Origin of the sequence: Acidovorax sp. 1608163 (genome assembly GCF_003669015.1) — a bacterium.
Lineage (GTDB): Bacteria > Pseudomonadota > Gammaproteobacteria > Burkholderiales > Burkholderiaceae_C > Acidovorax.
Genome location: NZ_CP033069.1, coordinates 4,936,522 through 4,963,322 on the forward strand (window position 1 = coordinate 4,936,522; position 26,801 = coordinate 4,963,322).

Sequence of the window (26,801 nt, forward strand, 5' to 3'; positions counted from 1 at the left end):
ATGGCCAACGCCAACCGCCAGTTTCACGTGACCGATGCCCCCACCCTGCACGCGCTGGTGCGCGCGCAACCCTTGGCCACGTTGGTGATGGCGCATGCCGGGGCCCTGCACGCCAACCACGTGCCTTTGTTTCTGGACCCCACCCGTGGCCCGCATGGCACGCTGGTGGGCCATGTGGCGCGGGCCAATGGCTTGTGGCCGCTGCTGCCGCAGCAGGCCGTGGCCATCTTCCACGGGCCGCAGGCGTACATCTCGCCGTCGTGGTACCCGTCCAAAGCGGTGGATGGCAAGCAGGTGCCCACCTGGAACTACGCCGCCGTGCACGCCCATGGCGCGCTCACGGCGGTGGACGACCCGGCGCGCCTGCGCGCCCTGCTGCACACCCTGAGCGAGCAGCACGAAGCCCACCGTCCCCACCCGTGGCGCATCGACGATGCCCCGCCCGACTACATCGAAAAGCTGCTGCGCGCCATCGTCGGCATCGAGCTGGAGGTGCAACGCTGGGAAGGCCTGTGGAAGGTGAGCCAGAACCGCACCGACGAAGACCGCGCGGGCGTGGTGCAAGGCCTGCTGGCCGAAGGCACCCCAGCGGCCGAGGACATGGCGGCGCTGGTGCTGGGGCGGCTGATGGGGTGAGGCGCAGAGCCCATTGCCGCAAATTGCTATCAAATATATAGCTGCTAGCGCCTGTCAATCAAGCGCTAGGGTCATATTTGATTAAAAGTTTCAACCGCGCCTCTTCACCCAGGCGGGGCTTGCCCATGCCTGGATGCGCCGTGTGGGCCGCGCTTCAACAGGCTTAGGGCGACGAGGGATGGGGGCGCCAAGCAGCGCCCCGCAACCCCCAGGGCCATCACCCTTCCAGCACCTCCACCCGCAGCGTCACCACCGGCCCAGCCACTGCTGGGTGGGCGGCCAGCGCGTGCACGGCCAGGTCCACCGTGGCTTGGGGGGCGGCATCGGTCAGCACCAGCACCTGGGGCCCGCTGCCTGCGGGCAGTGCCTTCTCGCAGGCCAGCTCCACACGCTGCACGGGCACCTGCTGCGCCGCCAGCCAGGCGCCCACGGCCTCCACCTGCTGGGCGGTGTGCACCGGCACGCGCAGGTAGTGGCGGGTGTGCACGGCAGCGCGGGGCAGCACGGCCAGTTGCTCGTTCATTGCCTGGGGATGGAACCCCAGGTGCGGCACACGCTGCGGTGCCCGGGTGCCCTCCAGGCGCGCCACGTCCACCAGGTCGGCAATCACCGCCGATGCCGTCTGCTCAGACCCCGCCCCCGCGCCATAGAACATCGTCACACCGGCTGCATCGCCCTTGACCATCACCGCGTTCATCGAGCCGTTCACATGCGCCAGCAAATGCGTGGCGGGCACCAGGGCCGGCTGCACGCGCAGCTCCACACCGTCCACCTCCGCACCCGCTGCCGCGTCTTTGCGCCGCCGCGCCACGCCCAGCAGCTTGATGCGATAGCCCAGTTGCTCAGCACAGGCCACGTCCAGCCCCTGCAGGCGGGTGATGCCCTCCACCTGCGCATCGGCAAAGCGCACGGGCATGCCAAACGCATTGGCCGCCAGCAGCGTGATCTTGTGGGCCGCGTCGATGCCCTCGATGTCAAACGTCGGGTCCGCCTCGGCATAGCCCAGCGCCTGCGCTTGCGACAGCGCCTCGGCAAAGCCCAGCCCCTCGTCGCGCATCTTGCTCAGGATGAAATTCGTGGTGCCGTTGATGATGCCAGCCACCCACTCAATGCGGTTGGCCGTCAGCCCCTCGCGCAGCGCTTTGACGATGGGGATGCTCACGGCCACCGCACCCTCGTACGCCACGGCCACGCCGTGCTGGCGCGCGGCGGCAAAGATCTCGTTGCCATGCACCGCCAGCAGCGCCTTGTTGGCCGTGACCACATGCTTGCCCGCACGGATGGCGGCCAGCACCCATTCACGCGCCGGGCCGGTGCCGCCTACGGCCTCCACCAGCACATCCACATCGGGGTGGGTGGCGACTTGCATTGGGTCGTTGGTCAGCGCCACATCGGTGCCCACCACGCTCATCGCCCGCGCCAGGCTGCGCGCGCACACCATCACCAGCTTGATGCCCCGTCCGGCGCGGCCCGCAATCTCTGCCTGGTTGCGCGCCAGCACCCTGAAGGTGCCAGCCCCCACGGTGCCAATCCCGATCATGCCCACGCGCAGTGGGCGTGTGGCCACCGCAACGGCGGGGCTGGACTGGGGCTCAAGACTCTGGACTGGATCGCGGTACATCGGCTTCTCCAAACATCAAACGAACAAACAAAAAAACCCAGCTGCCAGAGCTGGGTTTCGTGCATTCGTCTTGGAAGAGAAGAGAGAGCGATCACCAGGTGGCTGCCGAAACGGCCACCTGCGCTGCGCTCAGGTGGCCGCGGTGGTAATGGTGATCATCATTCGTGCACCCATCGCCCGCGTAAACGCAGGCAGCATCATGCCCATGCACGCAAAAGTTGCGGCAGGTGCGATGACGGAGGATGGAGTGAACGACATGACCGCTGCAGTGTAGCGCACCGCCCGGCGCGTGGCCAACGCGCACTGCGCGGGCTGTCTGGCCATGCATCGCTTTCTCTTCCTATCGCAGAAAGCGCTGCTACGTTATCTGTAGCTGCCAGCGCTTGTTAGATAAGCGCGAGCGACCATTTGGCCATTTCTATTCAAAGATCAGGCACCGCAGGCTGCCCGGTGCGCACCATTGCAATCGCATCAAACGGGCAGCGCACCGCGCACAGTGCACAGCCCGTGCAACCCGCTGCATCGTCCAGGTGCGAACGCTTGGGGCCCCAAGCTTTGGGCTCAATCCCCGTGCCCTGTGCCTGCACTTGCAGCGACAGCACATGCGGCGCGCACACCGCCACGCACCAGCCGCAGCCCGTGCAGCGGGCGGGGTCAATGGCGGGCAGGGCTTTGGGAGGCATGGGGTGCAAAGAACCTTATCAACGGCGTGGCGCCGCCGTGCGGGTGGGGCGGCATTGGGGCATCTGCCACCGGGGGGCCAAGGCCCCTTCATCGGCGCCAGCGGCGATGGGGGCAGCACCGCCAGCAGCCATGTTCCCGCCCCAGCGCAGCGCCGTCAACCGCCCCGGCGCCCGTAGGCGCAATACCCCGGCTTGGGGCTCTTTTTTTGCGGGTGCAGCCGACAGGTCTCGGGCCGCTGCTCGTACACGGTGCACAGGCGGGTTTTGGGGTCGAGAAAATTGCAGTCCCCACTGCCCCGTCGCGCCATGGTGAACACCACGTTCTTGTGGTTGAAGTGGTCAATCAGCCGCGCCTTCTGCAGCCGCTTGGCAATGTGCCGGGGCTCCTCATGCTCGGCCTCAAACGCATCCACCAGCCCCAGCCGCACCAAGTCAGACAGCTGCACCTCCAGCGGCATGGTGCAGCAGTTGGCCGCACAGGTCTCGCACAGGCCCGCGCGGTAGCGGGACCAGGTGTCTAGGCGGTCAACGTCGACGATGGAGATGGGGGAGCGCATGGGCTGAATTGTGCCTGCGCCCATAGGCAAGAGGTGCTCGTGTATTTCTTTCCGGAGGTAGCAAAGAACTACCGAACCTCTTTTCTGCCTCGTGTAAGGGGGGAGAACTTCAGGTTGCACTCCTACGACGTGAGCTTGAGCGCTTTACACGCCAAGCCAACGCAGTCATCAACATGAAAAGTGCCAGTTTCCCCCATTCCGACAGTGTTGGAATCGCAGCGACTCCGGTGCCGCCAGTACTGGCAACGAGCGCGGGTCCGCCCGGATCCAGAATGACAGCATTTGCCTGCAAGTCATCATCACCTTGCTGGCCGTCTACGACGGTCAGTGTGATCGTGTTGCCCGAAATTACTGCGCCAGGGAACGCATACCAGTGCGGTGTGGAATTTCCAGGTGTAGGGCCGAACTTCCAATACTGGGTTCCCGGCGGCAGTGCAGTGGGGTAGGTCAGTTTCACCGTAAACGCCGAGCCCGGGACACCACTGATGGCTACCAGATTGAACAGTCCTAGAGGAAAAGAAACTCCAGAAGGAGGGGGCTCTGAAGGCGATTTTGGATGGCCCGTGAGCGGCATAAAACCAGCGTTTTGGAATTTGCCTGTACCCGGCTCCGCAAATACCCAGGCTGGTGTGGAGATGGCTGCTGATGCGGGGCCTGAGGGCGTATTTCCACTTACCGATGGACCTGCTGTGGGCGGGGGCGACACGGTGAAGGCTTGAACTACGACTGCGGCAACGCTGTAGATTAGGTCGCCGCCTTGCGATGCAATCACTCGACAGGTGCCCATGCCCGAAAGACTGACGGTGTTGCCCGTCACTGTGCATACCAGTGGCGTGTCTGTGCTGAAGCCCACAGCCAGCCCCGAGCTGGCAGTTGCTGACACTGTGAAGTCGGGATTGCCCAGAGCCTTGTTGCCCAGTGCGCTAAAGGTGATGGTTTGCAGTGCCTTGCCTACCGACACCATCGCCGTGGCTGAGGCACCTTCATAGTTTGCGTCGCCGGTCTTGGTGGCTGTGACTTCGCACACGCCCACGGCCAATCCAGTCAGGGTAGTCCCTGTCACGGAGCAAACACCTGCACCGCTTGTCACGGCGTAATTCACCAGGCCGGCACCTGCGCCCCCGGAGGTCGACAACGTCGCACGGCCATTGAGTACCAGGGACGAGGGCGATGCCGACACTGACAGTGCAGGCTGGGCTGCTTTGCTGATCAGCACGCCTACCGTGGCCGTGGCTGCCCCATAGTTGAGATCGGCTGCTTTTGTGGCCGTGACGGTGCATCCGCCGACGCCGACGCCCGTCAACAGGTTTCCGTTCAGCTGGCATTGCCCAGCCCCGGTGGTGACGGCAAAGCTCACCGTCCCTGTACCCGATCCTCCCGTTGTGGCCAACGTGGCTGTGCCCAGATAGGGGATAGCGCCCGGCGTTGCGGTAGCGGCCAGTGGCGCCTGCGCAGCCTGATCGACTTGGATATCCACCGTTGCTGATGCGGACTCGTACTGCGCATCAGCAGCTTTTGTGGCCGTCACCGTGCACGTACCGGGCGTCACGCCAGTGACTACATTGCTCGATAGAGAGCAAGAGGCTGCGCCCGCTGTGATGGCCAGGCTGACCGCTCCGGAGCCGCCTCCACCGGAAGTGGTCAGGGTAACTGTTCCGTTAACGGAGATCGTGGCAGAGGGGGCGCCGCTCACGGTCCAGCCGGTCTGCAGCGCACGGCCTACCGTGACCACCACCTGCGCCGAAACATCGTTGTACAGCGCATTGCCAACGCGGGTGGCTGTGACGGTGCACGAGCCCACGTCCAGACTGGTCAGTAAATTGCCTGTCACGCTACAGACGTTTGCGCCTGCCGTTACCGCAAAGCTCACGGTGCCCCCGCTCGAACCGCCGATAGCGTCAAGTGTGGCTGTGCCATTGAATGCGATGGTGGAGGGCGAAGCTGAGGCAGTCAACGACGCTTGGTTGGCCTTGCTGACGTTGATATCCACTGTGGCAGTGGCTTCCAGATAGTTGGCATCGGAGGCCTTGGTGGCCGTGATGGTGCACGGGCCCACCCCCGTACCTGTGACTGCACTGCCCGCGACGGAGCAATTGGATGCGCCTGCGGTCACCGCATACGAGACAGCACCAGCGCCAGTGCCCCCGCTGGTGGATAGTGTTGTTGTTCCGTTGTAGGTGATGTTGGTCGGACTGGCCGAAGCTGTCAGGGTGGCTTGAGAGCCCTTTGCATTGGTCAGAGCCAGCGATGTCTGTACACCGCCTGCTGCGGCCGTGATGTTGTAGGTGCCAGTCAGCATGTTGGCGGTGGCGTTCAGCGTGGCGATCCCCGACGCGTTGGTTGTGGCCGAGCCACCCGCGTCCAGCGTGGCCGAGGGCCCGGAGGTCGGCGCACCAAAGGTAACCACGATGTTGGATAGTGCATGGGAGTCGATGTCAAACACCTTCACCTGTAGAGGTGTGGAAAAAGGTTGACCGATAGGTGCAGATTGCGTGGCGCCGGAAACCACATCAATACGATGAGGTGGGCCGAAGGGGTCAATGCGCAACACCAGTCCGTTGGCTGCGGTGGTACCGTTGGAGGCGCTGGTAGTGGGATTCGTTAGCCCTGCGGCGCCCGATGTGGTGACCCCACCGACCGAAAGAATGGTGTCTGTATCCACCAAGGTGGCGGACAACGCATGCATGGCATCGGCCCCGTTTGTGCCCAAAAAACCTGAGTACACAAAGGTACCCGGCGTGGCCAGCGTGATCTTGCTGAGGAAGCCGTCCTGTTGCCCCGGCCGCGCCGTGGCAATGCCGCTCTGGGCCACTACCGGGAAACCCGAGCCCACACTGGTAGCTCCCGTCGCGTAAAGCGAGCTGCCGTCTTCCGCTAATGCGGCAACATAGTCATAGCCTGAGCCACCCAGGTACGTAGCAAATGGTGCGGTGGGATGCAGTCGGACAATAAAGCCATCCATGCTTCCGTTTGCGGTGCTTTGTGGGCCGCCCGACAGGAATCGCGTACCTGTGTTGTCAGCGGGAAAATTAGGTGAATTGGTTTCACCTGCTACCAGCAGTCCTCCGTTTGAATCCGGCATCAGCGCCAGGGCACGGTCAATGCCAACCTCGCCGTTGCCAGGTGTCGAGCCTGTCAGTATCTGCATCTGCGCGCTGGCTCCGTCAGCTGAGACAAAAGCCACAAACGCGTCGACCGCGTCTTGTGAGCGAGAGGCCAGCACGGTGCGCGGTCCGGTGAGGGTCGGCAGTCCTGCCGTGGAGTCCGTGGCACCTGCTACAGCCAACCGGCCATCCGGTAGTAGCGCCAGCGCGTTGCCCATCTCGTCGCCCCCATCGCCGCCAAGGAAGCCGGCATATTCCAGCCCCTCGCCGTTGGCCGCCACGCGCGCCACAAACGCATCCATACCCCCTGTGCCTAACTGATCGCCGCCGTGGCTTAGGCTAGGCCCCACAAAAGCAGGGAAAGCTGGCGCACCCGTGGTACAGCCTGCGGCGGACGTAGTGGTGCAGGTGGAGAAGCCGGTTACATAGGCGCGGCCTAACCCATCTACAACGATAGCATTGGCCTGATCATCTTCGGAGCCACCGATAAAGCCGGAATACTCTACCGTGGTGCCATTGCTGCCCAATCGCATCACGAAGGCATCACGATCCTGCAGGGTTTTCGAACGTCGCAAGCGGTTGTTCGGGTCTGTGCCTGCGGTGGGAAAGTTGAGCGAATGCGTCGCCCCCGCCAGGTAGATGCGTCCGCTGTCATCCAGCGCCAGCCCGTGACAGGCATCGTCGCCTGTGCCCCCCACATACGTTACGAATTGTGCTACGCCCTTGGGGTCGAATTTCACCAAAAAAGCATCATCTGCACCCCGGGCGCCCACCGTGCTTGAGCCAGATAACAGGCTGGAAGACTCGGTCGCGCCGCACGCAAAAGTATTACCGTTGTCATCGTGCGCCACTGCAAACACTTGATCGTCAGCGTTGCCGCCAACTAGGCCTGAGTAGCCCGTCCAGGCCGGGTCGATGATCAGCGGCTTGCTGGGGTCGTGCGGAGCAAGAGCAAAGCGCACACGCCAGCTGCGCGCGGCTGTCTGTTCCACTTGGTAGCGAGCAGCCACGGGACTGCGCCCTTGGCCCAGCGGTTGGTAAACCACGGGTGCAGCATCGGTCAATACCTCATCGCCCACGCGCCACTGTAGCGAACCATCGGGCTGGACGCTCAGACTATCTGCCCCATCCACTCGCCAAACCACATTGGCGGGGTTCGCACCTGCCACCAGTTCAAACTGGTACTTGAAGCCGCCAGCATCGCCCGCAAAGATGGCATCGATGCCTGGCCATACACCGCGGTAAGCCACAGCACCGTAGCTCTTGAGACCGATCTGCCATTGTGAGCGATCGCCCACCAGCCAGTGGTATACGGTGGAAGAAGGTCGCGCACCCTGCGGTATGGTGCCTGATGAGCCCTCGAAGCTGTACCGCAGGCCGCCTTCGTTTGCCGTCTTCTGTGCTGTTCCTGTCTTTGCCGTTGCGGCTTGGCTGCGGCGGGGCTGCAGCAGCACGCCAGTGTTTTCAAAGGCAATTTGCCTCCCAGCAGCAGCTGCGCGAAACGTTGCCGAGGTATCGCTGGCGGGCATGGCAACGAAACGGTTCTCCCGTCCGGCGAACTCGCGCTGTACGACAGGCTTGGTCTGCTGCGACCAAGAAGGCAGAGCGCCAGCAGACAGCACTAAGGCTAGGGCCAGAACGGTACAACGCATGGTGGGGCCACTTAATGGAGACTTTTGAAATGCCTGTTGTTGATTTGGGCGAAAGCGCAACCCATAGGACTATGTCCTCGGAGGGAAAACACCTTGCAAGGCAATGATGAAATACGCAGTCAAATAGGGTGGCATGTTGTTATGCGGTTGACTTCCACCGGTCTGGCTGGCCGTCTCTAACGACATTGATTCGCTAGCGGTTACGCCGCTGATATAACTGCGCGCTGGCGATGAACCCAGGCTTGCGCCTTCGGGGGCTGCTACCGGGGCTCCCACGGGATCACCGCCATGTAACGCATGGCTGTGTGAAGGCATTTCCGATTCCAGAAGGCTGACAGTCTCCGCTCCCCCTGTCTGTCCGAGATCGTAAAGAGACAGACCGGGACCCTGCCCTGGCATCAAGGGAGCGCGCCCCTGCAAATCGGGCAGCGCAAAGGTGGATGTTCCATTGCCCCCATAGGTTGTACCTAGCAGCGAGAAAAGTGCAGTGTTCTGTGACAGGGGGAGAAGCTGTCCATCACACCACGCCCATCCTCTGGGTGCAAAGTTAAAAGGAACGATGCGGATTTCCGCGACAAACGGGTCAGCCATGCGGGGTCTCTCGTCGTACTTAGTCAGGTGGGTGAAGGAAAGATACCTTGCAACGCGATCACGAAATTGAGCGTGAGGAACGGGGACATGTTCAAGTGGGCTTGCGATCCGCCAACGGACGCTACGCTCGCCGCCTGCATGGTGGCTGTAGCCGATGCCGCGTAGCTTCCGCGCGATGCCGCGAACACATTGCCCGCAGGGGCCGTGGCGCGCCCTACTGCTGTAGCCGCCTTTGGTACGTGGGTGTGGGTGGGCAGTTCGCCAACCGACAGTGTGTGGGCCTGTTCCCCGCCACGCTCGCCTAGGGTATGACTTCCTCCTACGTGGATAGGGATGCGCCCACGAAAATCTGGCAACGCAAAATTCACACGCCCATCACCACCGAAAGTGGTGCCGAGGAGGGAGAAGAGCCCTTGGTTCTGGTTGATGGGCAAGAGCTGTCCGTTACAAAGCGCCCACCCTTTGGGCGCAAATACGAACGAGACGATACGGATCTCGGAAAGGAATGGTTCTGCCATGGCGTCAGGTTGGAGACGGGAAAATGCCGAAGAGCGAGATGATGAAATTCACGCACAAGAATGGCGGCCGATTCTCATGTGGCTGACTGCCACCGATTGGCGAAAGCGTAGACGGGTGCATGCTCTGCGCCGCAGGTCCAGCATTCAAAAAAGTCTTGTAGTCCCGGTGACGAGCGGGCAGTGCCCCCGCAGGTGACGCTATGTACCCTGTTCCGGCCGATGCCCGCAGCGCATGGCTGTGATTAGGGATCTGGCTCACGGTCAGCGTAACTTCTTCAGCGCCGCCTGTTTCTGCCAAGATGAAGCCGTTGCCTTGATGGATGGGGATCCGACCGCGCAAATCAGGCAGAGCGAAAGTGGACTGCCCATCGCCGCCGTAAGTGGTCCCGATCAAGTTAAACAGCGTGTCGTTTTCGGAGATCGGCAGTAATTGCCCTTCGCACAGAGCCCAGCCCGCCGGAGCGAAATTTCCGGCGAACATGCGAATTTCGCCAACATACGGTTGTGCCATGGTGCGCTATGGGCACGTGGGCCCGTAAAACTGAAGAAAGAAAGACGTGGCACAGCCACTAGCTATGGACAAGCACGCCTGCGGCTTTCTTCGCAGGCATGGCGGAATATAGGAGGCTGTTTGATGCGGTGCAAGACAAATATGGCGCCATATTCAAAACTGAGGCAAGATCTTCGCCGTCCGCCAAAGAACTGCCCCAGTGGGATCGGTACCATTTCTATGTTGAATCACCAAAGACGCTCCCTGCTCAAGGCTGCAAGCTTAGCCCCTGCGGTTGCAGCCGGCTCAGGGTTGATACACGCTTCTTCGCTGTCAGGGCAGGGCTGCGATGTCATGCTGCTTCGAAGTCATTTTTTACCACTCGTGGGACGTGAGTTTTTCTTCAGTCATCCGAACGGACGGCATTGGCAAGGCACATTGCTTGATATCGGTCCACTTCCCGGTGGCGGTAACCTCGAGCAAAGTTTTCGTCTCCTCTTTGCTCCCACCAGCCGTTTAGTTCCTGAGCAAGAGACGTGGGAAGTTTTTCATCCAGATCTGGGCAAGCATCCGATCTTCACCAGTCCCAATGATGCTCTAGGCCAGGAGGTCGAGGCTATTTTCAATCGTCACCATCCGTCGACCTAGATGGGTTTCCCAAGGCGTGTGGAACGGGGCGTCGCATGCGCACGTAGACGCCTTCCAAGCCCTCGGCTAAGAAGCCGTGATGTACGTATAAAGCGTAGGCTGGATTGCTAGACTCAACAAACAGCTGTGTTTCTAGCCTTTCCCGATCTGCAAGGTCTAGCACCACCCGCACAACGGAAGAGCCCCAGCCGCGTCCCCGGAAATGGGGGAGAAAAGCGAGATCCATTAGGCGCAATTGGTCTGCGGCTTTGGCCAGATAGACCCGCCCCACTGGCACACTCTGGAATTGAATTACAAGAAACAAAGCTCCAGGGTAGTTTTTTCGGTAGTGTTGGTCCTGAAGGGAAAACTGCGAATCTGAAAAAGCCTGCTTCTGTGCCTCTGACCACTGGGTCAATGCGAGCTCGGGGTCGCGCACTGTACGGTACAAAGCTCTCAAGAACGACAAGTCACTATCCGTGGACTGCCGCAAACTCAGATCAGGCGGCAGCCGTGAGCTGTCTAAATCACACCACATGCGTGAAACATGCCTCGTATTCAACACCAGCAGGCGTGCGTCCCACTGGGGTAATGAAGACAGCAAAATCTCCGAGCTCCGGGTGAACCAGGTGATAAGTTCCTTGGCCCAGTAACGTATCGGCAGGGCCATGAAAAACAATGGCGAATTGATGAGTGCCAGGTGCTGCAGGTGACTCCGTCACTCGGGACACCCGAAGACAAAGCACCTGGGCGCTGGTTGCCTCCGGAGTTAGCACATGAACATCCTGTTTTTCGAAGCGTAGGGCGTCGGACCAAGTGAGTTGGCGGGAAAACAAGTCAGGGTCGAGCGCAGCCGCTCCTGTTGAAGATGAGAAAGGGTCTTTTTCCATTCTTCGGCTCGTGAGTTTTCCGCTAGCTGCCAATTTATCGTTTTGCTTTCGCCAGACACTCTGGCTCTGTAGGTTCTCACTGAACCTGCAAACCCGGGGCCTTGCAAACCAATCACATTTGCAGTTCCAATGAGAACGGCTCTAGAAATCATTCCCACAAACCTGCAAAGATCCTACATACCGCCATTGACACCAGGGAGCGCGCCCCGTTGGACGCACTTTTCTGCCAAGTTTACCCTTTGGGATATTCCCGACGATGTTGACGATGAGTGGTGGATTGCCCCAGCGCATGACTAGCGGCTACCTGCAAGTCGATCTCTTGGGGCGGGTTGGTGAAATACGCTGATTGTGAAGGCTCTTGAGCCTCAGAGAAACGCGAGGCACAACTCTTCACAGCCCCTCCCAGGGTCGGTTGTTGCTGCAGGGATTCGGCGGCGGTTAGGTGCCGGTGCATGAGTACCTTCTGGCGTGGTCTCAGGTGCTACCAGAGCCATCTCAGCGGCTCTCATACATGGAGCTGAAACGCGCTCACGTTTCCACGGTCGTCATTTCCACGATCTTGGCAAACTCTTCCAAGACCTCTGGAAAGTGGGTCTGCATGTACCGCAGCACGCGTGCGTTGTCTACGAGCTTGACGATGTAGCCTCTGGCGATCATCAAGTTCAGCATGTCCTCGCTGTGCGATTGCTCGGCCAGCTTGTACTGCCCCAGCAGGTTGGTCATCTCGTTTTCCATCCGCGCCACCTGCTCTTGCGACATCGCGGCATTGCGAACCGTCTTCTTGCCGCCCACCAGCATTTCTTCCGGTGTCGCTGCAAGCATCGCGCGGGCGTAGCTGGCGGTCACCGTGTTGGCGGCCACCATGAGTTCTGCACACTCGACCTGGCGAGTGGGCTTCATGCGTCGCAACACTGCCGTGACTTCTGTCGAGAATTGGTGGTCTTTCAGAATCCTGGCCACCTCATCACAAATCCCGTCGAGCAGGCTACGCTTCTTTTGTAGCAAGCTCACATCAATGCACAATCCCTTGGCTAGTTTCGCTGCAGGAATGCCACGATCCATCGCGCGGCGGATCATGATGTGCTCCTGGATGGTGGACAAGCGGTTCAGCTGGTTGTTGTATGTGAATGACTCGTCGTCCGTCGAGACCAGGCAAGGAATCTCGTTGAGCTCTAGCTCTTTCATGGCCATTAAGCGCAAATGCCCGTCCAGGATGAGATGCCGTGTGGTCTTGCGGTCGACAGCTGTGACAACCAGGGGCTCGATGAGACCGATCTCGGCGATAGATTCTTTGATTTGCCGAAACTTGTGCGTCGCCGTAATCCTTTGATCGAGCTTGACCGACGGAAGAATGCGGTCGACCTCAATCATGAGCGGTTTGGGCAGGAATCCAAGAGTTGTGGATGTCATACGGAGCCTCCACTGCGGGAAACGCGCTCAGCGAGGTACTTGGGCAAGGTGTCCAGCCCCTCCAATCGAAGGATGTTGACCAAGTTCTCGTCGCCGAGCATCTTTCGCAGCGCGCCGTATACAAAAAAGAGTCGCTGTTGGACGAGCGAGGACTTACGGATCATGATGCGCTGGCGCTCAACTTCTGTCTTGTAGGCGCGCACCAGACTAGACGAGGTGATGTCGACAGGCTTCCGCGGCGTGGAACGTGCGATGGAGCGCCCTAGAAACTGGCGCCGCTCCACCAGCTTCTTGGCGTACATCAGCTGCGGGCCACGTAGCTCGCCAGACTCGTAGGCTTCTTGCATTGCCATCTGTACTGCCTTGTCGTCGTTGCCGGCACCGACGATGAGAATGGCCACGGTAATCGGCATCTTGCCGCGCTCGACGGCAACCAGCAGTCGCTCCTCCCCCTTGTCGACCAAGTCAAGAATATGGCGTACGTAGGATTCGTGCAGATTGGTTTTGCGCGAGATGTCTTGGACGGAATGGCCTTTGTCGCGCAGCAATGTGATGCCGCGCAGCAGTTCCAGTGGTTGATGCCGTCTCCGCGCAACGTTCTCCGCAAGGCTCATGACGAACGCATCCTCGTCGGAGACCATGACCACAAGCGCTGGAATGCGCTTCTCCCCCAGTTGTTGGAATGCCTTGAATCGCCCTTCGCCGCACACCAATACGTAGCGCTCTGCACCGTCCTCGCCTGGACGCGGTGTGACTGTCACAGGCTTCTTCAGACCAACTGCTCCGATGTTTTCCACAATAGCGCTGAATTTGCGCTGGTTGCGTTCACGGGGATTCAGGATCTCAATGCGGTCCATCGGGATCATGCGCAGCTCGGGCAGAGAAAGCGGCTCGGTCATGCCGCTCTCCGCAGCCGGGTTCGTGCTGCCATTCCATAGAAGTAGTCCAGGTTGTCGAATCGGTAGTTCTCCAGTTCCACTGGATTGCGTTCTCCCAAACTGATGCGGGGATTGCCGAAGTCCAGCCTTGGCCACAAGTAGTAGTCCAGAGCAGACTGGTTGGAGAGATCCAGACGTACCGCTACCGTGAGATCGGGCGCAAGGCCCGTGTCGAACCGCATCTTCCAGAACAATTGTCCTGACTCGCGGCGCCGACAACGAGCCAGAACGATAGAGACGCTGAACTCTTCGTTGACATAGAGGAGATCGGTGAGTGGATCGCGTCGTACGCTACCGCCCAGCGCCGCCATCTTTTCCTCGGTATGCTCGACGATGGCGGGATGCATCCGGCGCAGATGCCGATTGATTTCGACGTACTGAAAATCGCGGGACGGGACGAAGCCAACAAGTTGGTAAGCACGTACCAAGCTGCCGAAGCGGTGGGCGTAGACCGAAGAGGATGGCATGCCCTCGGTTGAATTGATGATGAGCCCAGACAGCGCCTGGCGGTGCTGATAGAGGTTGCGAAGTCGCTCAATCAATTCTTCGTCTGAATAGCGACGCGAGCGCGCGCGGATGATGCCTTGCGCGGTGTAGAAGTCCTCCTTGGCGACGATGGCAGGGAAGGCGTCTTCCTTGCGAATCCACATGTCAGAAGGATTGACCACTCTCAGCTTGCGGAGCTTGAAGGACACCCGGTTGTAGACGTTGCTGCCGATGTATTTTTCGTTGATCAGGACCTCGTGAACAGTGGCTCTGCTCCATTCACGACCCAGATCGGTGCGGATGCCAGAGCAGTTCAATCGCGAGGCGATCTCCGCCTCAGACAAGCCGTCATTGACGAACCAACGGTAGATGCTTTGAACGACCTGCACCTCTTCCTGGGGGCCAGGCACCAACACGACCCTGTCGGTCTGCAAGCTTTTGTGCTCACCACGTGCCAATTCGGCCTTGCTCGCCCCCGTCTGATCAACCAGTAGTCGGCGCAATCCAAAGCCCGCAGGTCCTCCTTGTCGGTAACCTAACTCGATCAGCCGGCACTGGCCTGCAAACACTTTCGTCGACAACTCCCGGCTGTATTCGCCGGCCATGGTTCGCTTCACGCCCTTGACGATGGTTGAGATGGGTGAACCATCGTTTTCGAACTGCTCCGCGCAGTAGACCACTTGAATACCCGCGCGCTTGCACCGGTATTCGTAGTACGCGCTTTCATCCGCGTCCTGGAAGCGTCCCCAACGGCTGACGTCGTAGACGAGCACCATGGAGAAGTCCACTGCACCCGATTCCACGTCCTCAATGAGTTGTTGCAAGGCGAGCCGTCCGGCAATCCGAAGCCCGCTCTTGCCTTCGTCGGCATAGGTTTTCACCACCTCAATGCCGCGTTGCTGGGCGTATTCCCGAATGCGAGCGACTTGGTTATGCGTGGAGTATTGCTGGTGCTCGGTCGACATCCGCACGTACTCGGCGGCGCGGAAGTTCGGTTGCCCGTTCTGTGGCAATGGCAGACGACTTTTTTCCATCGTGCAGCTCCTCAACAGGCTCGTGGTGCTGGGCCACAAGGTCATCTGCTAACTGGAAACATCTCCTGGGTTAGCAACGGCAACACCACACTACCAGCGTTATCTTCTGTTGGCGATGAAGTCCTCTCTTTGCAATCACACGTCTCCGAGCAGGTTCAACGCGCCAGGCTGATCTGTACAGTCCATTCATGTTGCCCTGCAAACGTGGTTGGGGCGATTGCGATAAGTTTGAATATGCCCAATACGGGCGAGTTTTTTGGTGACGCGTCACTATTTGCAATTTGTGACTCATGCAAAGCAGGGGAGCGCCGAGCATTGCGTTGCTTCTGCTGTTGCCGATTGGCCGCGGTGTATTCGGGGTGTGATTCACGGTAGCGGCGCCAGTAATCTGGATGATCCCTGCGCCAACTAGACTGAGCCTGAGTCTGGTTCTCGTGATAGTCATCGTCGGTCTTGCGCTTTGTCTTTTGCCACAAGCGTTTGCGTGACTGTTGGCACTCTGCTTTCGCGCAGTACAACTGGCGAGGGGTTTGGGGTCGGGGTTCAAACGACTCCCCGCACGCGTTGCACCAGCGCTTTTCCATGGTGAACCTCCAGTCAGAACAGGAAGGGAGATTTAATTTCAGGATGGATGCTTTGAGTGTTAATTTCCAGGGAGGACTGGCCGTCTAGTGGGTGGGCTGCCACTTCTAAGCTGAAATCAACGCTCTAGGGCATGCTGCTAATGCCTGTTATCGACCAGCGGAGTGGACTCTTCATAGGTGATTGAAAAGGGCCGCAGCGAAGTCCTGAGCCCTATCCAATTTCCCTCGGAATATCTAGCTCCTGCGAACTAGCTTTTTCCGGGAGCTTGACCTGACGGGGCCATTGGGCAGCAATCCGTGAACTGTTTATACAAATGAGTCACCTTGTCCATTCGGCGCTGTGATCCCATGAGTATTGCAAGCATTCGGTAAGCCATGTGCATGAGCCCATTGGAGATTCGAATCAGATTCAGCGCCATCTCCACCGGAAATCCCTCACGTACCCGGCGAAGAGGGTGAATCCCGCTATGGACATACGAGTTCAAGGCGTGTCGTGAATACTCATTGAACTCCACCAGATGTGCAGTCAACCCTGCAGGGGCTGCTGCCAAGACCTTGGTAAGCATCTCTCCAGCACTCGGGAGATTTTTTGCAGCGAGCTCGGCTTCTGGCGTCAGTTCCCTGCCTAGTTTTTCGACCTGAGCTGGAGTTGCCGAGAAATGGAGCCACGAAGCCCGTAGCAACGCCTCATATTGGAGGCGAAGAACTCCGCATGCTGAGCTCGGAGCGTCAATGGAAAATGCAGTTCTTACTACCCTGGAATGCTCAATGCACAGGTGGCATGCGCTCAATGCCAACTGGTTTTGTTCGGACTCAATTGCCAGGACCACACCTGTCGAGGGAAAGCAGGCAAGTATGGCGTCCTCGAACTCGTCGGACCGATCTGCGAGCGTCAGTACGGGATCGTCGCAAAGAGAGTCTTGCGGAGCGGAATAATAGCCAGTCAAAGCACAGTCTCCAGCGATGTTTAGTCGATCTGGAAACGTTCTTTGAGGCGTGCCACGGTATGTACCCATTTGGGTGAGGTGGGCCTTGCAACGGTGTTCTGGTTCCCGAAGAAGCCCTTCTCCTTGATGGCGTTGGCCACAGGCACAGCCTTGATCCACTTCACAGGCACCATGTACTCCGCGTTTTCCGGACTTTCCGCGTACTTGGTTCGGGTGGCGATGACAGCATCGGTGTCTATGATTTTTTTGGTTTGGCCGTTCTCATTAATCGTGAATTCATCTACAGGTACCCTAGGACCTGTCACCTCTCCGACTCCGACATATCCTGTGCCTGGGATGTTCACCCAGACACGATTTCCGGGAGACAACATCTGTAGCGTGTTGCTGTACCAGGTCCCACCTCCGCCCGCAATAAAGCCATATTTATGAGCCTCTTCCCACTCGCGATTTTCCCCCGCATAGGACACGTAGTATTCCCCGTTCCAATGACTGTTGGCCGGGGCATCGGATGAGTCGGACGCGTCTTCCGTGGGGTCACGAAGCCAGGCGCGCGTAAGGTACTCGCGATCACCATCTTTGAACATCCGAAAGAAAACAGCATTGATATTGATGCCGTGGTGGCCCGCAAGGTACCCCACGATCCGTTCGGTGCTGTCATCTAAAGCACTGGCGACAATGATCAGCTCGTGCTCGGTGTTTAGCTCATCAAGCATTTCTTTCAAGCCGAACCGTTTGCAAAACGCCTGATCAAGGCTCATGCCTTTGTCGCTGGGGCGGTACTTTTCGACGTAATTGCCCCAGATGGATGCGATCTGATCGCTCTGCAGGCCAATGACCCAAGAACCGTAGTCCAGCACTTGGGCCACTACGTCGCGCGGTGTCATGTCGCGCTTGAGTTCAATGATTGCGAGGTTTCCGGCCCGGTCAATTGCTAAAAGATCGACATACTTCCCATAGCTGGTCTGGACTTGCCGGCCTATAACCATGAGATGGGGCGCAACCACTGCGATGTTCGCCTCGATCAGATCTTCTAGCCTTTTTTCGTTAGCCATGGGCTGGTGCAGGACGGCCTGAAGTCCTTGATCAACTCGCCAAACCCCAAGTTCAACTGGCATGTTCCGCTCTCCTTTTGCCAGCAATTATGGGTCCCGGTAAATGCCTAGTGGAGCCAAGCACTGACAGCGCGCGTGTATTTCTTGTGCATGCGAGCACAGTCAACAGGTCGCGCTGAATTTTTCATTCGCGAAATTAACCGTGATGGCCAAAGAAATCGCACCCTTTGATCTTGGCTTTGCAGTAGTTATCTGGAAAGGGGATTGCAGGTGGACTTCACCCGGTTTCGTAGACATATTTCAACTTCCGTTTCGAAGTTGTTCGAATGCCAGCGGACTCAGTTGGTCTAGGTGACTGTGCCGACGGATTCGATTGTAAAAACCTTCGATGTAGTCAAACACATCTGACTTGGCGTCTTGCCTGGTGGCATAGATATGGCGTTTGATTCTCTCCTTCTTCAAGCTGCTGAAGAAGGACTCTGCTACCGCGTTGTCCCAACAGTTTCCACGTCGGCTCATGCTTGGCACCAATTGGTTGTCCTTGCACCAGCGGGCGAAGTCGTCACTGCCAAACTGACTTCCTTGGTCGGAATGGATCATCACTGGACCCGTTGGGCGCCTGCGCCACACTGCCATCGTGAGCGCATCCAACACCAACTCTGTAGCCATGCTGGAGTTCATCGCCCAGCCGACCACCATGCGCGAGTACAGGTCAATTACGGCCGTTAGGTACAACCAGCCCTCATGGGTTCGGATATAGGTAATGTCGGTGACCCACACTTGGTTCGGTAGCGTGACCGTGAACTCACGTTGCAACCGGTTCGGTGCGGCAGTCGCAGGAAGACCGACTCGGTAGCGTGGCCGCTTGTAACCACGCACTGAGCGCAGTTGGGCCTGGCGCATCAGGCGTGCTACACGTTTTTGACCGCACGCCATACCGTCCTCTCGCAAGTCCCGCAGGATGCGTGGGCTTCCATAAATCCCGTGGCTGTCGTCAAAGGATTGCCGAATGCTTGCCAGCAAGACATCGTCGGCTAAGGCGCGTTTGGACTTTGGATTGGCCTTCCAAGCGTAATAGCCACTGCGCTGTACGCGCAGAACGCGGCACATGCTGCTGAGCCGGAACTGGCCTTTATGTTCGGCCATGAATGCGTACTTCACCCGGACAGCTTGGCAAAGTACGTTGCGGCCTTTTTTAGGATGTCGCGCTCCTCATTGGCCCTTTTGAGCTCCGCTTTGAGCCGGGATACCTCGGCCTTGAGCTGGCTTGTCTCTGCCCCCCCTGCGCTCGATTGCTCTTTGGCAAGCCGCACCCACAGGTACAGGCTTTTGTCCGACATGCCCAATCGCTTGGCTACATCCACTACCCCATGACCACGCTCGGTCACCTGTTTGACGGCTTCTGCCTTGAACTCAGCCGGGTATCGCACTCTCTTCATTTCTCACTCTCCAGTTCAATTTCGACCTTGATAGGTGTCTATTGAACCGGGTGAAGTCCAAACTGAGCAGGAGACAAACACTCTGAAAGTCCGGATCGTTCCATTTGACGGTGTCGCGCCGTCGCGCTTCCTCAAATTTTTCGAGGGCAACGACCGTAAGGACAGCATCACGGGAATGATGCGAAAGAAAGCCGCGCGACCGGTGACTGCTGTCACTATGGAAGCTGTCTCGTCGCTTGAAGGCATCGCGATCCGTTCTATACAATAGTGCGGTTTGCCGGAACACAAGATCGTTGCTTGATGTCTCGTGTCAAAAGATCTGGAGCCTCCCATGACCCGCGATTCCGAGAAGCAATTGGAGCTGGACTTCGACGGTAAGATCGAGTCGAGCGAACGGACCTTCCACGCGCCAAGCGCACGTGTGCCGAGCTCGGTCGTTTGCTTCAGCGCACACCTCCAATTGCGCCGCGCCTACGAAGAAAAAGCGAAAGACGCCAAGATGCTTGAACGCATCACTAGTCGAGTTCGGCATTTCCGGTAACCTCCCTTCGCGTTGGTGTAATAGCCAGACAGCAACAGAAGCAACACGTCAATCTGTCCCATTTTTCAGGCCAACTGACCCCTGATGGCTGTGTGGCTCGACCACTTGACGCTCAGAGGGAGAAGCCGGGGCAAGCCGGGTTTTTCGCTTCTGAAGCCTGACGTGACAGTGACAGACGGCGCGGGTTTTGGTTAGCAGCGTGTTGATTTCCACGCAAACCTAACCCACCAGGGGGTTAGTGGGTCACTTCTGCGTGGAAATCAACACCTAGCCGCTTGCTAGTCGTCTGAAGACGAATGGTTTCGGTTGCTCACCAACACGCCATACCGCGAGGTCATTGGCATCTTCCGCTCCCCGGTCAGGCCACCAGCTTCAACAGCTGCGGCTCATTTCTCATCTGAATGCACCAACGTGCGACTGACGACAACTCGGCTGACCGATTTGTCAAGTCGCGAATCTTCGCGCGCACCTCCAACAGCTTAGCCTTCGCCGCCGGGTTCTTGCCGCCTGCACACTTGGCCTTGGCAGCCAGGAAGTCCTCGACGAGGACATCGACTTTCTGCCACACGCTGCGGCGCGCTTCTGCCAGCGGCACATGCTCGTTGAGCTTCAGGCGCTTCACGGTCTCGGTGACACGCTGCTGCTCCCAAGGCGAGCTGCCCGGCATGGGGATGAGCTTGCCCTCTTCATCGAAGGCGATGAGCGAGACATCGTCGTCGTCGATCGGGTCCAGCAGGTAGGCCGTCTCTGACTCTTCGCAACGCGCGTCGAACGTCGAACAAAGTGATCCCTGCTGCAAGGGGAACCAACCGCCCTTCTTTCGATTGCCAACGTTGCCGCAGACCCGAAAGTTCATGTAGTCGAAGGCCAGCCACCAGTAGCCGTCACGTTCAGTTCCGTCCAACGCTTTCGCCTCCTTCTTCGGGCGGAAGTGCTCCACGTCGTAGTGCGAGTAGAGGTCGCGGACCTCGGAGAACCAACACTTGCCTCCCGAAAGAGCCAGCATCCACTGCTTCAGCGCTCCCCAATGCGCGCTATTGGCGTCGATCAATGCGTTACGGTCATCACGCTTGCCCGCGGCCTGCAACGCTGCAATGTCAGTCACCAGCTGCGCCGACTTCGCCAGCCAAGCGTCCCACTCGGCCTGCGTCCAGGGCGTCCAACCCGGAATATCGCTATCTGTCGGCCGCTTGCGCTCCAGTTCGATGAAGATCACTTGCCGTCCTCCTCACGCAGGATCTCGTCAATGATTTCGTCGGCCAACTTCTCCTGCTCGGCCTGCTCTTCCGGGCTGAGCGTTGGCTTGCGGAACTTCCGGTGCTGTGCCATCTTGCGCACGAATAGCGCGTAGTCAGGATCCCTGAAGTCCGCCGTCGAGAAGCCCAGGTCCGACAGCTCGGCCGACAGGCGAGTCAGCTCAGCATCCTCCTCTACGGTTCTGGGCCGTTTGACGTAAAGCTCGTTGCGTCGGAACAGGCGGCGCTCGGTCTCAATGTCCAGCGTGGACGACAGGCCAAACAGCTCACTCTTGAGCAAGCCCGTCACACCCATGCCCTGCGGGTGTTCGTCCGGTACTTCCACCACGGTTCGATCTGCCTGCCGCCGCAGAATATGTACCTGCTTACGCTTGAGGCTGCCGATCATCATGGGGTCGTGGGTGGTGATCAAAACCTGCGACTGCACCGGATAAGTCGAAGAGCTCAGCACCAGATCACCGGATAGGGTGTTGGTGGACTCGCGGTCCAGCACGCCCTCAATGTCATCGAAGTAACGCAGCTTCCAAATCGGATTCAAGTGTGTGTCCGGCTCATCAAGCAGGAACAGGCAATGGTCTTCGCGGGTGATGCGCATCAGGCCCAGCACGGTGAGCATCTGCAGCTCGCCCTCTGACAGCTGGGTGAAGCTGACCTTGCCGTCGTGTCCATCCTTGCCATCCACGCGTTTCTTGACGGTGATGCGCACTTCATCGATCAGGTCGCCGATGTAGGCGCCCTCGGCGTAGCGGAAGAAGCTGTCGGTGCCGCCAACCAGGCGGCCCAGTTCCTGCAGCTTGGCCTGGTTGGGCACATACAGGTAGAGCTGGCGCTGTTTCTCGGTGCGACCGCGAAAGTCGATCTGCCGGGTTAATTCCTGCTCGATGGGCGCCCAGGCCACTTGCCACAGGTATTCCAGGAACTCGCTCACCACGCTGCCACGCGAGAACCAGAAGCGCGGGTCGCCTTCGTTCAGCTCGGTCTCGTCGAACTTGCCATTCCGGCGTTTCTCGCGCAGCCGGTAAGGCTCCTTCAAAACGAATAGGGCCGACTCCAGCGACTCGATGTGCAAGTTCTTCAGCACCTTCTGGAACACCGGATCGTCCGACAGCAGGCAGGCCAGCAACACCAGCTGGCTATGGCCGCCCCGGCAATAGAACAGGCGGCGCAGGCGGTCGTCCCCGGCCTGCTTCATCCTCGTCTCGCGGCGCTGCTTGGCTTCCTCAATGGCGCGGATGTCGGCTGCGGTGCCCTTGAAGTTGGTCAGCACCTGTTCTGGCAAGACCTCGTCGGTGGTGATGTCCTGTAGCCGGTTGAAGCGCTTCTGATGGTCCTGGAACAGCGCCTCGATGCGCTCGTTGCGCCCCGAGTAGTAGGCGAACACGTGCGAGGGCAGCAGGCGCGGGCCGCGGCGCTCGTCGCGTGGCGTCTTGTCAGGCGGGTCGTTTTTGTTCAGGTACTCCTGCGTAACACGATCGCCATCGACCCACACAAATGGCGGGCTCTGCTTGGCCAGATCGGCCTGGATGCGCACCACGTGCCCGCGGATCTCGTATTCCAGCGTGTAGTCGAACGCGGCCCCACGGTTCAGGTCAACGTCGCGAAAAATCGTGATCAGCGCCTCGATCAGGTTGGACTTGCCGGTGCCGTTCTGCCCAATGAGCGCGTGACTGCGGATGGCCCTGAGGGCTACCGTGCTCTCAGCGCCTGGTCGAGGTTCGAGATGGGTGGCGAAGTCGATGACCAGGCCGCGCAGGTTGCGGAAGTTCGGGATCGCCAGATTGCGCAACTGCATGCTCAAGCTCCCGCGGTTTCAATGGGCTTCGCGCGCACCTCAGCCACCGGAGGCTCGGTGATCCAGCCGTGCAGAACCTCGGTCTTAAGCTGCGCGTAGAACGCATCGATTTCGCCGCCGAAGCGCTGCCACAGGTCACGAGCCGACATCTCACCTTGGTGGCGAGCCAGCAAGGTGGCCAGCGGCGCTTGGTCCTTGACGTCAGGCAAGGTGCCCAAACGCAGCGGCGCGATCAGTTCGGTCGGTGGGGGTTTCACAGCAACGTCCTCGGTTCTTTCGTGTGCAATGCCAGTGATGTCGGCCACAGCCAAGGCAGCGAACTGACTTCCCAGATCATTCCGTTGCCTTAGCTGTAAACCCCAGTGATTGCATTGCTCCAATAGCTCATCCAGTCGCGCAACGATCCGTTCTTGCTCCTCAAGCGGAGGCACTGGGACCAGAATCTCTTTGATCTTTCCAACGCTGAGGTTTGGTTGCGGACCGCCTTCCGCTTGCAACCGGACTTCGTCGTATATCTTTTCAAAGAAGTACTTCAGGAAGCGCTTTGTCCGTTGGGACGACTCGAAAAACACCAACGCGGCGATGGCTTGATTTGTTGCGCCAGCGACAACCAGCTCACTCACTTGGCCTCGCGTTTTTCCTTGCCCGTACATCGCGACGATGAGGCTGCCCGCCGGGAAGACCTTGCAGTTTGTCTCTGCCAGAGCCTTCTCAGTTATGAAGGTCTCGGGCTTGAGAGCGAATTTCTCGTTTGTCGCAGAGCTGGTATACCAAGGCGTTTCTCCGCCGTAGTAGGTTGGCTCTGATTTCGTTGGCGTGGCTCCTGTGCCCACGTCCACCAGATCGACTACCCGCGCCCAGGTCCACCCTGCAGGCAGCGCGTACGGCAACTCGGCATCACTAGGCGGAGGTATGGCGGTGCTGGCCTTCAACGTCTTCGCAGCAATCAGCCGAGCCTTCTCGTTGGCGATTTGTTGCAGGAGAGTTCCCGAATGCGTGTCGCTTGCTTCTTGGTTAACAAGTAGGCCCTGCATGGCCAACTGCAACAAGAGAGACTTGAGTGATTTCGTATCGCTTGGCTCGCTGAATAGGCGACCGAAGTTGGCTTGCAGGCGTTGCCAGCTTTCTTGCAGTTCGTGCGGGCTTTCCGCGCTGGCGAGGGCCTGAAGGGTGGACTGGCGCAGGATTTTTTGCAGCTTGCGCCGGTCTTGCTGCTGCTCTTCTAATCGGTCGCACAGCCCCATCAGTTCGTCGACTTTGGCGACGATGCGGGCTTGTTCTTCTGTCGGCGGGAGTGGCACTACACCCGAGTAGAACTTCTCATCGCTGATCGCCGGATACGCCATACCGATCTGAACCGACTCAACGTACCGAACGAAGTACGGGCTTCGTAGATAGAGATAAATGTAGCGGGCCGCAATTCCCGCCCAAGGATGCACTACGGCAAATGCGGTGCTCGCAATCGGCTCTTGATCGAACTCGCGGTCAATGATCGCTACGTTCAGCAAGTAAGGACGCACAGTTGAGTAGATGATCGTCCCGTTCTTGACGATCTTCCTGGCTCGACTCGGCGCAGCACCAGAACTCACCACTTCCAGCCTACTTGCTAACGTGCCAGCCTTGTTGTTGATCGATGACACGTCGATGTAGACAAAATCTGACTCAGGTTTCTTTTGACCCCATGTGCGTCCAACAGTGCTGAGGCTCACCCATCTCCAATTCTCGGGAAGAACGTATGGACCATCGGATTGCTTACCGCTTGTGCCCGTTCGCACGAGCCGTTGTTTGCGCGTTTCAACGTTGGACGCATTTCGCTGCCGCTCGATGTCTTCCAGAAGATCGTCCACTCGGCTTTGCGACGGCGAGCAAAGTTCACCTTTGAACGCCAACGCGAGGACCAATTCTCGCAATCGACTCACGCCACCAGGCGCATTCACGATGTGACCGAACTCGGCCAGAAACTGCTGTGCGTCCATCAGGCCTCGTCCCCACTGCGGTTATCCAGCCGTGCGCGCGAAAGGGCAATAGCCTCGTGGAGCTTGGCCTGCAGTACTTCCTTAGAAGGCAAGGCGGTGTCCTCCAGCAGCTGGGGGGTGGGTTCCGTCGTTGCGCCGCTCATGCCTGGGGCTCCTCCGCATCGCCCTCGGCGTTGAAGTGGTGCGCCAGCGCGCCGGCCAGTTCGGTCTTGAGGCTGTTCTCGGTTTCCTGAATCTGGCCGAGCAGGACCTTGTACTTCTCCAGCAACACATCGGGGTCGTGGGTTTCTTCGTCTGGGCCGTTCGGGTTCTTCAGGTCCAGGTTGTAGATGGGCCAGTAGATGCGGTCGCCAGCGGCCTCGGCGTCACGGGCTTGCAGGCGCAGGCCTTCGGCTTGGGGGCGCAGCGTTTCAATATCGTCTTCAGCCGCTTTGCGCTGCTGCGGATCGGTCACGCCTTTGATGGATTCGCGCAGGGCGCGCATCTGCCCTTCCACCGCGCTGGCCTGGTTGTTCAGCGCCTCGGCGCGGGTCCAGTGGGGCTGGGCAGCGGCCTCGGCCTGCTCACGCTTGGCCTTGAAGTCGACCTTCCAGGCACGTTCGTTCTCCTCCCGCTCGGCGAAGCCATTGGCCTCAATGCCCCACCAGTCTTGCAGCGGTTTGAACTCTTCAAACCGGATGGGCTTGGTCTTGCTGTAGCTCTTGTAGCCAGGCGGGTAGGGGTGTTCGTAGAACCAGATGGTGTCGGTGTGGAAGCGCTCCGTGCCGTCGTCCACCTGCTCGCCCTTGGTGAAAAAGAGCAGGTTGGTCTTGATGGTGGTGTAGGGAGCGAACACGCCTTTGGGCAGGCGCACGATGGTGTGGAGGTGGCAGTCGCGCAATAGCATGCGCTTGAGCGTGCCTTTGATACCGTCGCCAAACAGAAAGCCGTCGGGCAGCACCACGGCGGCGCGGCCTTCTTCCTTGAGCAGCTTTTTGACGATGAGGGCCATGAACATGTCGGCCGTCTCACGGGTGCGCAGATCGGCCGGGTAGTCGCTGCCCACGCCGTCGTCTTCATAGCCGCCAAAGGGTGGGTTGGTGATGATGCAGTCAACCTTGTCATGCACGCGCCATTCGTTCCAGCCCACGCCCAGGGTGTTCTTGCGCTTGATCTGGCTGGGCACGTCGATGCCGTGCAGCAGCATGTTGGTGGTGCATAGCAGGTGCGGAAGCTGCTTTTTCTCGATGCCGCGGATGAGTTCTTCGATGGCGCCCTGGTCTGCTGTCCCGGATTTGCCGGTGATCTGGTGGCGGAAGTGGTCGATGGCCGCGGTCAAAAAGCCGCCAGTGCCGCAGGCCGGGTCCATGACGGTTTCACGCTGGGCCAGGCTGGGGTTCAGGCGATCGGCCATGAATTGGGTGATGGCGCGTGGCGTGTAGAACTCGCCTGCGTTGCCGGCGCCGCGCAGGTCGTTGAGCAACTGCTCGTACACATCGCCCAGGTTGGCGCGGACGGTGAAGTCGTCAAAGTTAATGGCCTCTTCCAGCTTCTCGATCACGGCGAGTAGCTGGGTGCCGGACTTCATGTAGTTGTTGGCGTCTTCAAAGACGCTGCGGATCACCTGGTACCTCGCTCTGGACTTGGCATCCGCATTGCCGGCAATGCTCAGGTCTTTGAGCAAGGGGAACAGCTGGTTGTTGACGAAACCAATGATCTCGCTGGCTGCGATCTGCGGCTTTTTCTTGCCGTCAGCATCGGTGATGTAGGCCGCCCAGTTGCGCCAGCGAAGGTTGTCGGGCAGGGGCGACTTGTATTTTTTTCCCTCGGCTTTGGCGTCGTCTTCCCACTCTTGCTCGCGCTGGTCAAAGACCTTGAGGAAGAGCATCCAGGTGAGCTGGCCCAAACGCTGGGCGTCGCCGTCGACGCCGTCGTCCTTGCGCATAATGTCTTGGATGGACTTGATGGTGCTGCTGAGGTTCATGTCGGTTTGTTGTT

25 protein-coding genes are annotated in these 26,801 nt (G+C 59.2%); 3 read left to right on the forward strand and 22 right to left on the reverse strand.

What is annotated here, in order from left to right; all coding sequences use genetic code 11:
- Complete coding sequence (locus EAG14_RS22065) at window positions 1–636, forward strand: FMN-binding negative transcriptional regulator (RefSeq protein ID WP_121730160.1); 636 nt, start codon at window positions 1–3, stop codon at window positions 634–636.
- 217 nt (window positions 637–853) lie between these two features.
- Here the strand turns inward: EAG14_RS22065 and EAG14_RS22070 are convergent, their stop codons facing one another.
- From EAG14_RS22070 to EAG14_RS22105, 8 genes are all read right to left on the reverse strand, one after another.
- A complete protein-coding gene (locus EAG14_RS22070) occupies window positions 854–2,257 on the reverse strand; it encodes a homoserine dehydrogenase (protein ID WP_121730161.1) in 1,404 nt (467 codons plus the stop codon).
- 129 nt (window positions 2,258–2,386) lie between these two features.
- A complete protein-coding gene (locus tag EAG14_RS22075; protein ID WP_121730162.1) occupies window positions 2,387–2,581 on the reverse strand; it encodes a hypothetical protein in 195 nt (64 codons plus the stop codon).
- 98 nt (window positions 2,582–2,679) lie between these two features.
- Entirely contained in the window at window positions 2,680–2,940 is a 261-nt protein-coding gene (locus tag EAG14_RS22080; protein ID WP_121730163.1) for an ATP-binding protein, read from the reverse strand.
- A 155-nt stretch (window positions 2,941–3,095) separates the two neighbouring features.
- Window positions 3,096–3,497, reverse strand: coding sequence for a YkgJ family cysteine cluster protein (locus EAG14_RS22085; RefSeq protein WP_121730616.1), 402 nt, complete (start codon window positions 3,495–3,497; stop codon window positions 3,096–3,098).
- Between the two features lie 109 nt (window positions 3,498–3,606).
- Window positions 3,607–8,253 (reverse strand): choice-of-anchor U domain-containing protein, encoded by a 4,647-nt coding sequence (locus EAG14_RS22090; protein WP_121730164.1) that lies wholly within the window; start codon window positions 8,251–8,253, stop codon window positions 3,607–3,609.
- 69 nt (window positions 8,254–8,322) lie between these two features.
- Window positions 8,323–8,844, reverse strand: coding sequence for a phage tail protein (locus EAG14_RS22095; RefSeq protein WP_121730165.1), 522 nt, complete (start codon window positions 8,842–8,844; stop codon window positions 8,323–8,325).
- A 23-nt stretch (window positions 8,845–8,867) separates the two neighbouring features.
- Window positions 8,868–9,362, reverse strand: coding sequence for a phage tail protein (locus EAG14_RS22100; RefSeq protein ID WP_121730166.1), 495 nt, complete (start codon window positions 9,360–9,362; stop codon window positions 8,868–8,870).
- A 4-nt stretch (window positions 9,363–9,366) separates the two neighbouring features.
- Window positions 9,367–9,873, reverse strand: coding sequence for a phage tail protein (locus EAG14_RS22105; protein WP_240456883.1), 507 nt, complete (start codon window positions 9,871–9,873; stop codon window positions 9,367–9,369).
- 219 nt (window positions 9,874–10,092) lie between these two features.
- Here EAG14_RS22105 and EAG14_RS23015 point away from each other — a divergent pair, with 219 nt between their 5' ends.
- Complete coding sequence (locus tag EAG14_RS23015; protein ID WP_162996070.1) at window positions 10,093–10,500, forward strand: hypothetical protein; 408 nt, start codon at window positions 10,093–10,095, stop codon at window positions 10,498–10,500.
- Here the strand turns inward: EAG14_RS23015 and EAG14_RS23805 are convergent.
- From EAG14_RS23805 to EAG14_RS22135, 9 genes are all read right to left on the reverse strand, one after another.
- Complete coding sequence (locus tag EAG14_RS23805; RefSeq protein ID WP_371414380.1) at window positions 10,475–11,017, reverse strand: GNAT family N-acetyltransferase; 543 nt, start codon at window positions 11,015–11,017, stop codon at window positions 10,475–10,477. The genes EAG14_RS23015 and EAG14_RS23805 overlap by 26 nt on opposite strands.
- Complete coding sequence (locus EAG14_RS23530) at window positions 11,007–11,369, reverse strand: hypothetical protein (protein WP_240456884.1); 363 nt, start codon at window positions 11,367–11,369, stop codon at window positions 11,007–11,009. The genes EAG14_RS23805 and EAG14_RS23530 overlap by 11 nt, the downstream gene beginning before the upstream one ends.
- 528 nt (window positions 11,370–11,897) lie before the next feature.
- Complete coding sequence (locus EAG14_RS22115) at window positions 11,898–12,779, reverse strand: plasmid partitioning protein RepB C-terminal domain-containing protein (RefSeq protein ID WP_121730168.1); 882 nt, start codon at window positions 12,777–12,779, stop codon at window positions 11,898–11,900.
- Window positions 12,776–13,678: a ParB N-terminal domain-containing protein gene (locus EAG14_RS22120; protein WP_121730169.1), complete on the reverse strand. Its 903-nt coding sequence runs from the start codon at window positions 13,676–13,678 to the stop codon at window positions 12,776–12,778. The genes EAG14_RS22115 and EAG14_RS22120 overlap by 4 nt, the downstream gene beginning before the upstream one ends.
- Complete coding sequence (locus EAG14_RS22125; RefSeq protein WP_121730618.1) at window positions 13,675–15,237, reverse strand: recombinase family protein; 1,563 nt, start codon at window positions 15,235–15,237, stop codon at window positions 13,675–13,677. Before EAG14_RS22125 ends, EAG14_RS22120 begins: the two co-directional genes overlap by 4 nt.
- A gap of 155 nt (window positions 15,238–15,392) precedes the next feature.
- Window positions 15,393–15,821, reverse strand: a complete 429-nt coding sequence (locus tag EAG14_RS23020) for a hypothetical protein (protein ID WP_162996071.1) — start codon at window positions 15,819–15,821, stop codon at window positions 15,393–15,395.
- A gap of 248 nt (window positions 15,822–16,069) precedes the next feature.
- Window positions 16,070–16,837, reverse strand: a complete 768-nt coding sequence (locus EAG14_RS23810) for a hypothetical protein (RefSeq protein WP_371414381.1) — start codon at window positions 16,835–16,837, stop codon at window positions 16,070–16,072.
- On the reverse strand, window positions 16,789–17,883 hold the full coding sequence (locus tag EAG14_RS22130; protein WP_162996072.1) for a hypothetical protein: 1,095 nt from the start codon (window positions 17,881–17,883) through the stop codon (window positions 16,789–16,791). The genes EAG14_RS23810 and EAG14_RS22130 overlap by 49 nt, the downstream gene beginning before the upstream one ends.
- Window positions 17,884–18,120: 237 nt before the next feature.
- Window positions 18,121–19,259 (reverse strand): IS3 family transposase gene (locus EAG14_RS22135; RefSeq protein ID WP_371414366.1). Its coding sequence is split into 2 segments (ribosomal slippage): window positions 18,121–19,010 and window positions 19,010–19,259, totalling 1,140 coding nucleotides; the frame shifts between segments, so codons are not numbered across the junction.
- Between the two features lie 331 nt (window positions 19,260–19,590).
- Between EAG14_RS22135 and EAG14_RS22145 the strand changes: the two genes are divergently transcribed.
- A complete protein-coding gene (locus tag EAG14_RS22145) occupies window positions 19,591–19,800 on the forward strand; it encodes a hypothetical protein (RefSeq protein WP_121730172.1) in 210 nt (69 codons plus the stop codon).
- Window positions 19,801–20,158: 358 nt separating this feature from the next.
- Here the strand turns inward: EAG14_RS22145 and EAG14_RS22150 are convergent, their stop codons facing one another.
- Genes EAG14_RS22150 through EAG14_RS22165 form a run of 5 tightly spaced genes read right to left on the reverse strand, consistent with a single transcriptional unit; the run spans window position 20,159 to window position 26,787 of the window.
- Entirely contained in the window at window positions 20,159–21,016 is an 858-nt protein-coding gene (locus EAG14_RS22150) for a hypothetical protein (protein WP_121730173.1), read from the reverse strand.
- Window positions 21,013–22,848, reverse strand: coding sequence for an AAA family ATPase (locus EAG14_RS22155; protein WP_121730174.1), 1,836 nt, complete (start codon window positions 22,846–22,848; stop codon window positions 21,013–21,015). Before EAG14_RS22155 ends, EAG14_RS22150 begins: the two co-directional genes overlap by 4 nt.
- A gap of 2 nt (window positions 22,849–22,850) precedes the next feature.
- A complete protein-coding gene (locus tag EAG14_RS22160; RefSeq protein ID WP_121730175.1) occupies window positions 22,851–24,824 on the reverse strand; it encodes a restriction endonuclease subunit S in 1,974 nt (657 codons plus the stop codon).
- The gene (locus EAG14_RS23025) at window positions 24,824–24,967 is read right to left on the reverse strand and encodes a hypothetical protein (RefSeq protein ID WP_162995857.1); all 144 of its coding nucleotides are present in this window, start codon (window positions 24,965–24,967) and stop codon (window positions 24,824–24,826) included. The genes EAG14_RS22160 and EAG14_RS23025 overlap by 1 nt, the downstream gene beginning before the upstream one ends.
- The gene (locus EAG14_RS22165; RefSeq protein ID WP_121730176.1) at window positions 24,964–26,787 is read right to left on the reverse strand and encodes an N-6 DNA methylase; all 1,824 of its coding nucleotides are present in this window, start codon (window positions 26,785–26,787) and stop codon (window positions 24,964–24,966) included. The genes EAG14_RS23025 and EAG14_RS22165 overlap by 4 nt, the downstream gene beginning before the upstream one ends.
- Between the last annotated feature and the right edge of the window lie 14 nt (window positions 26,788–26,801).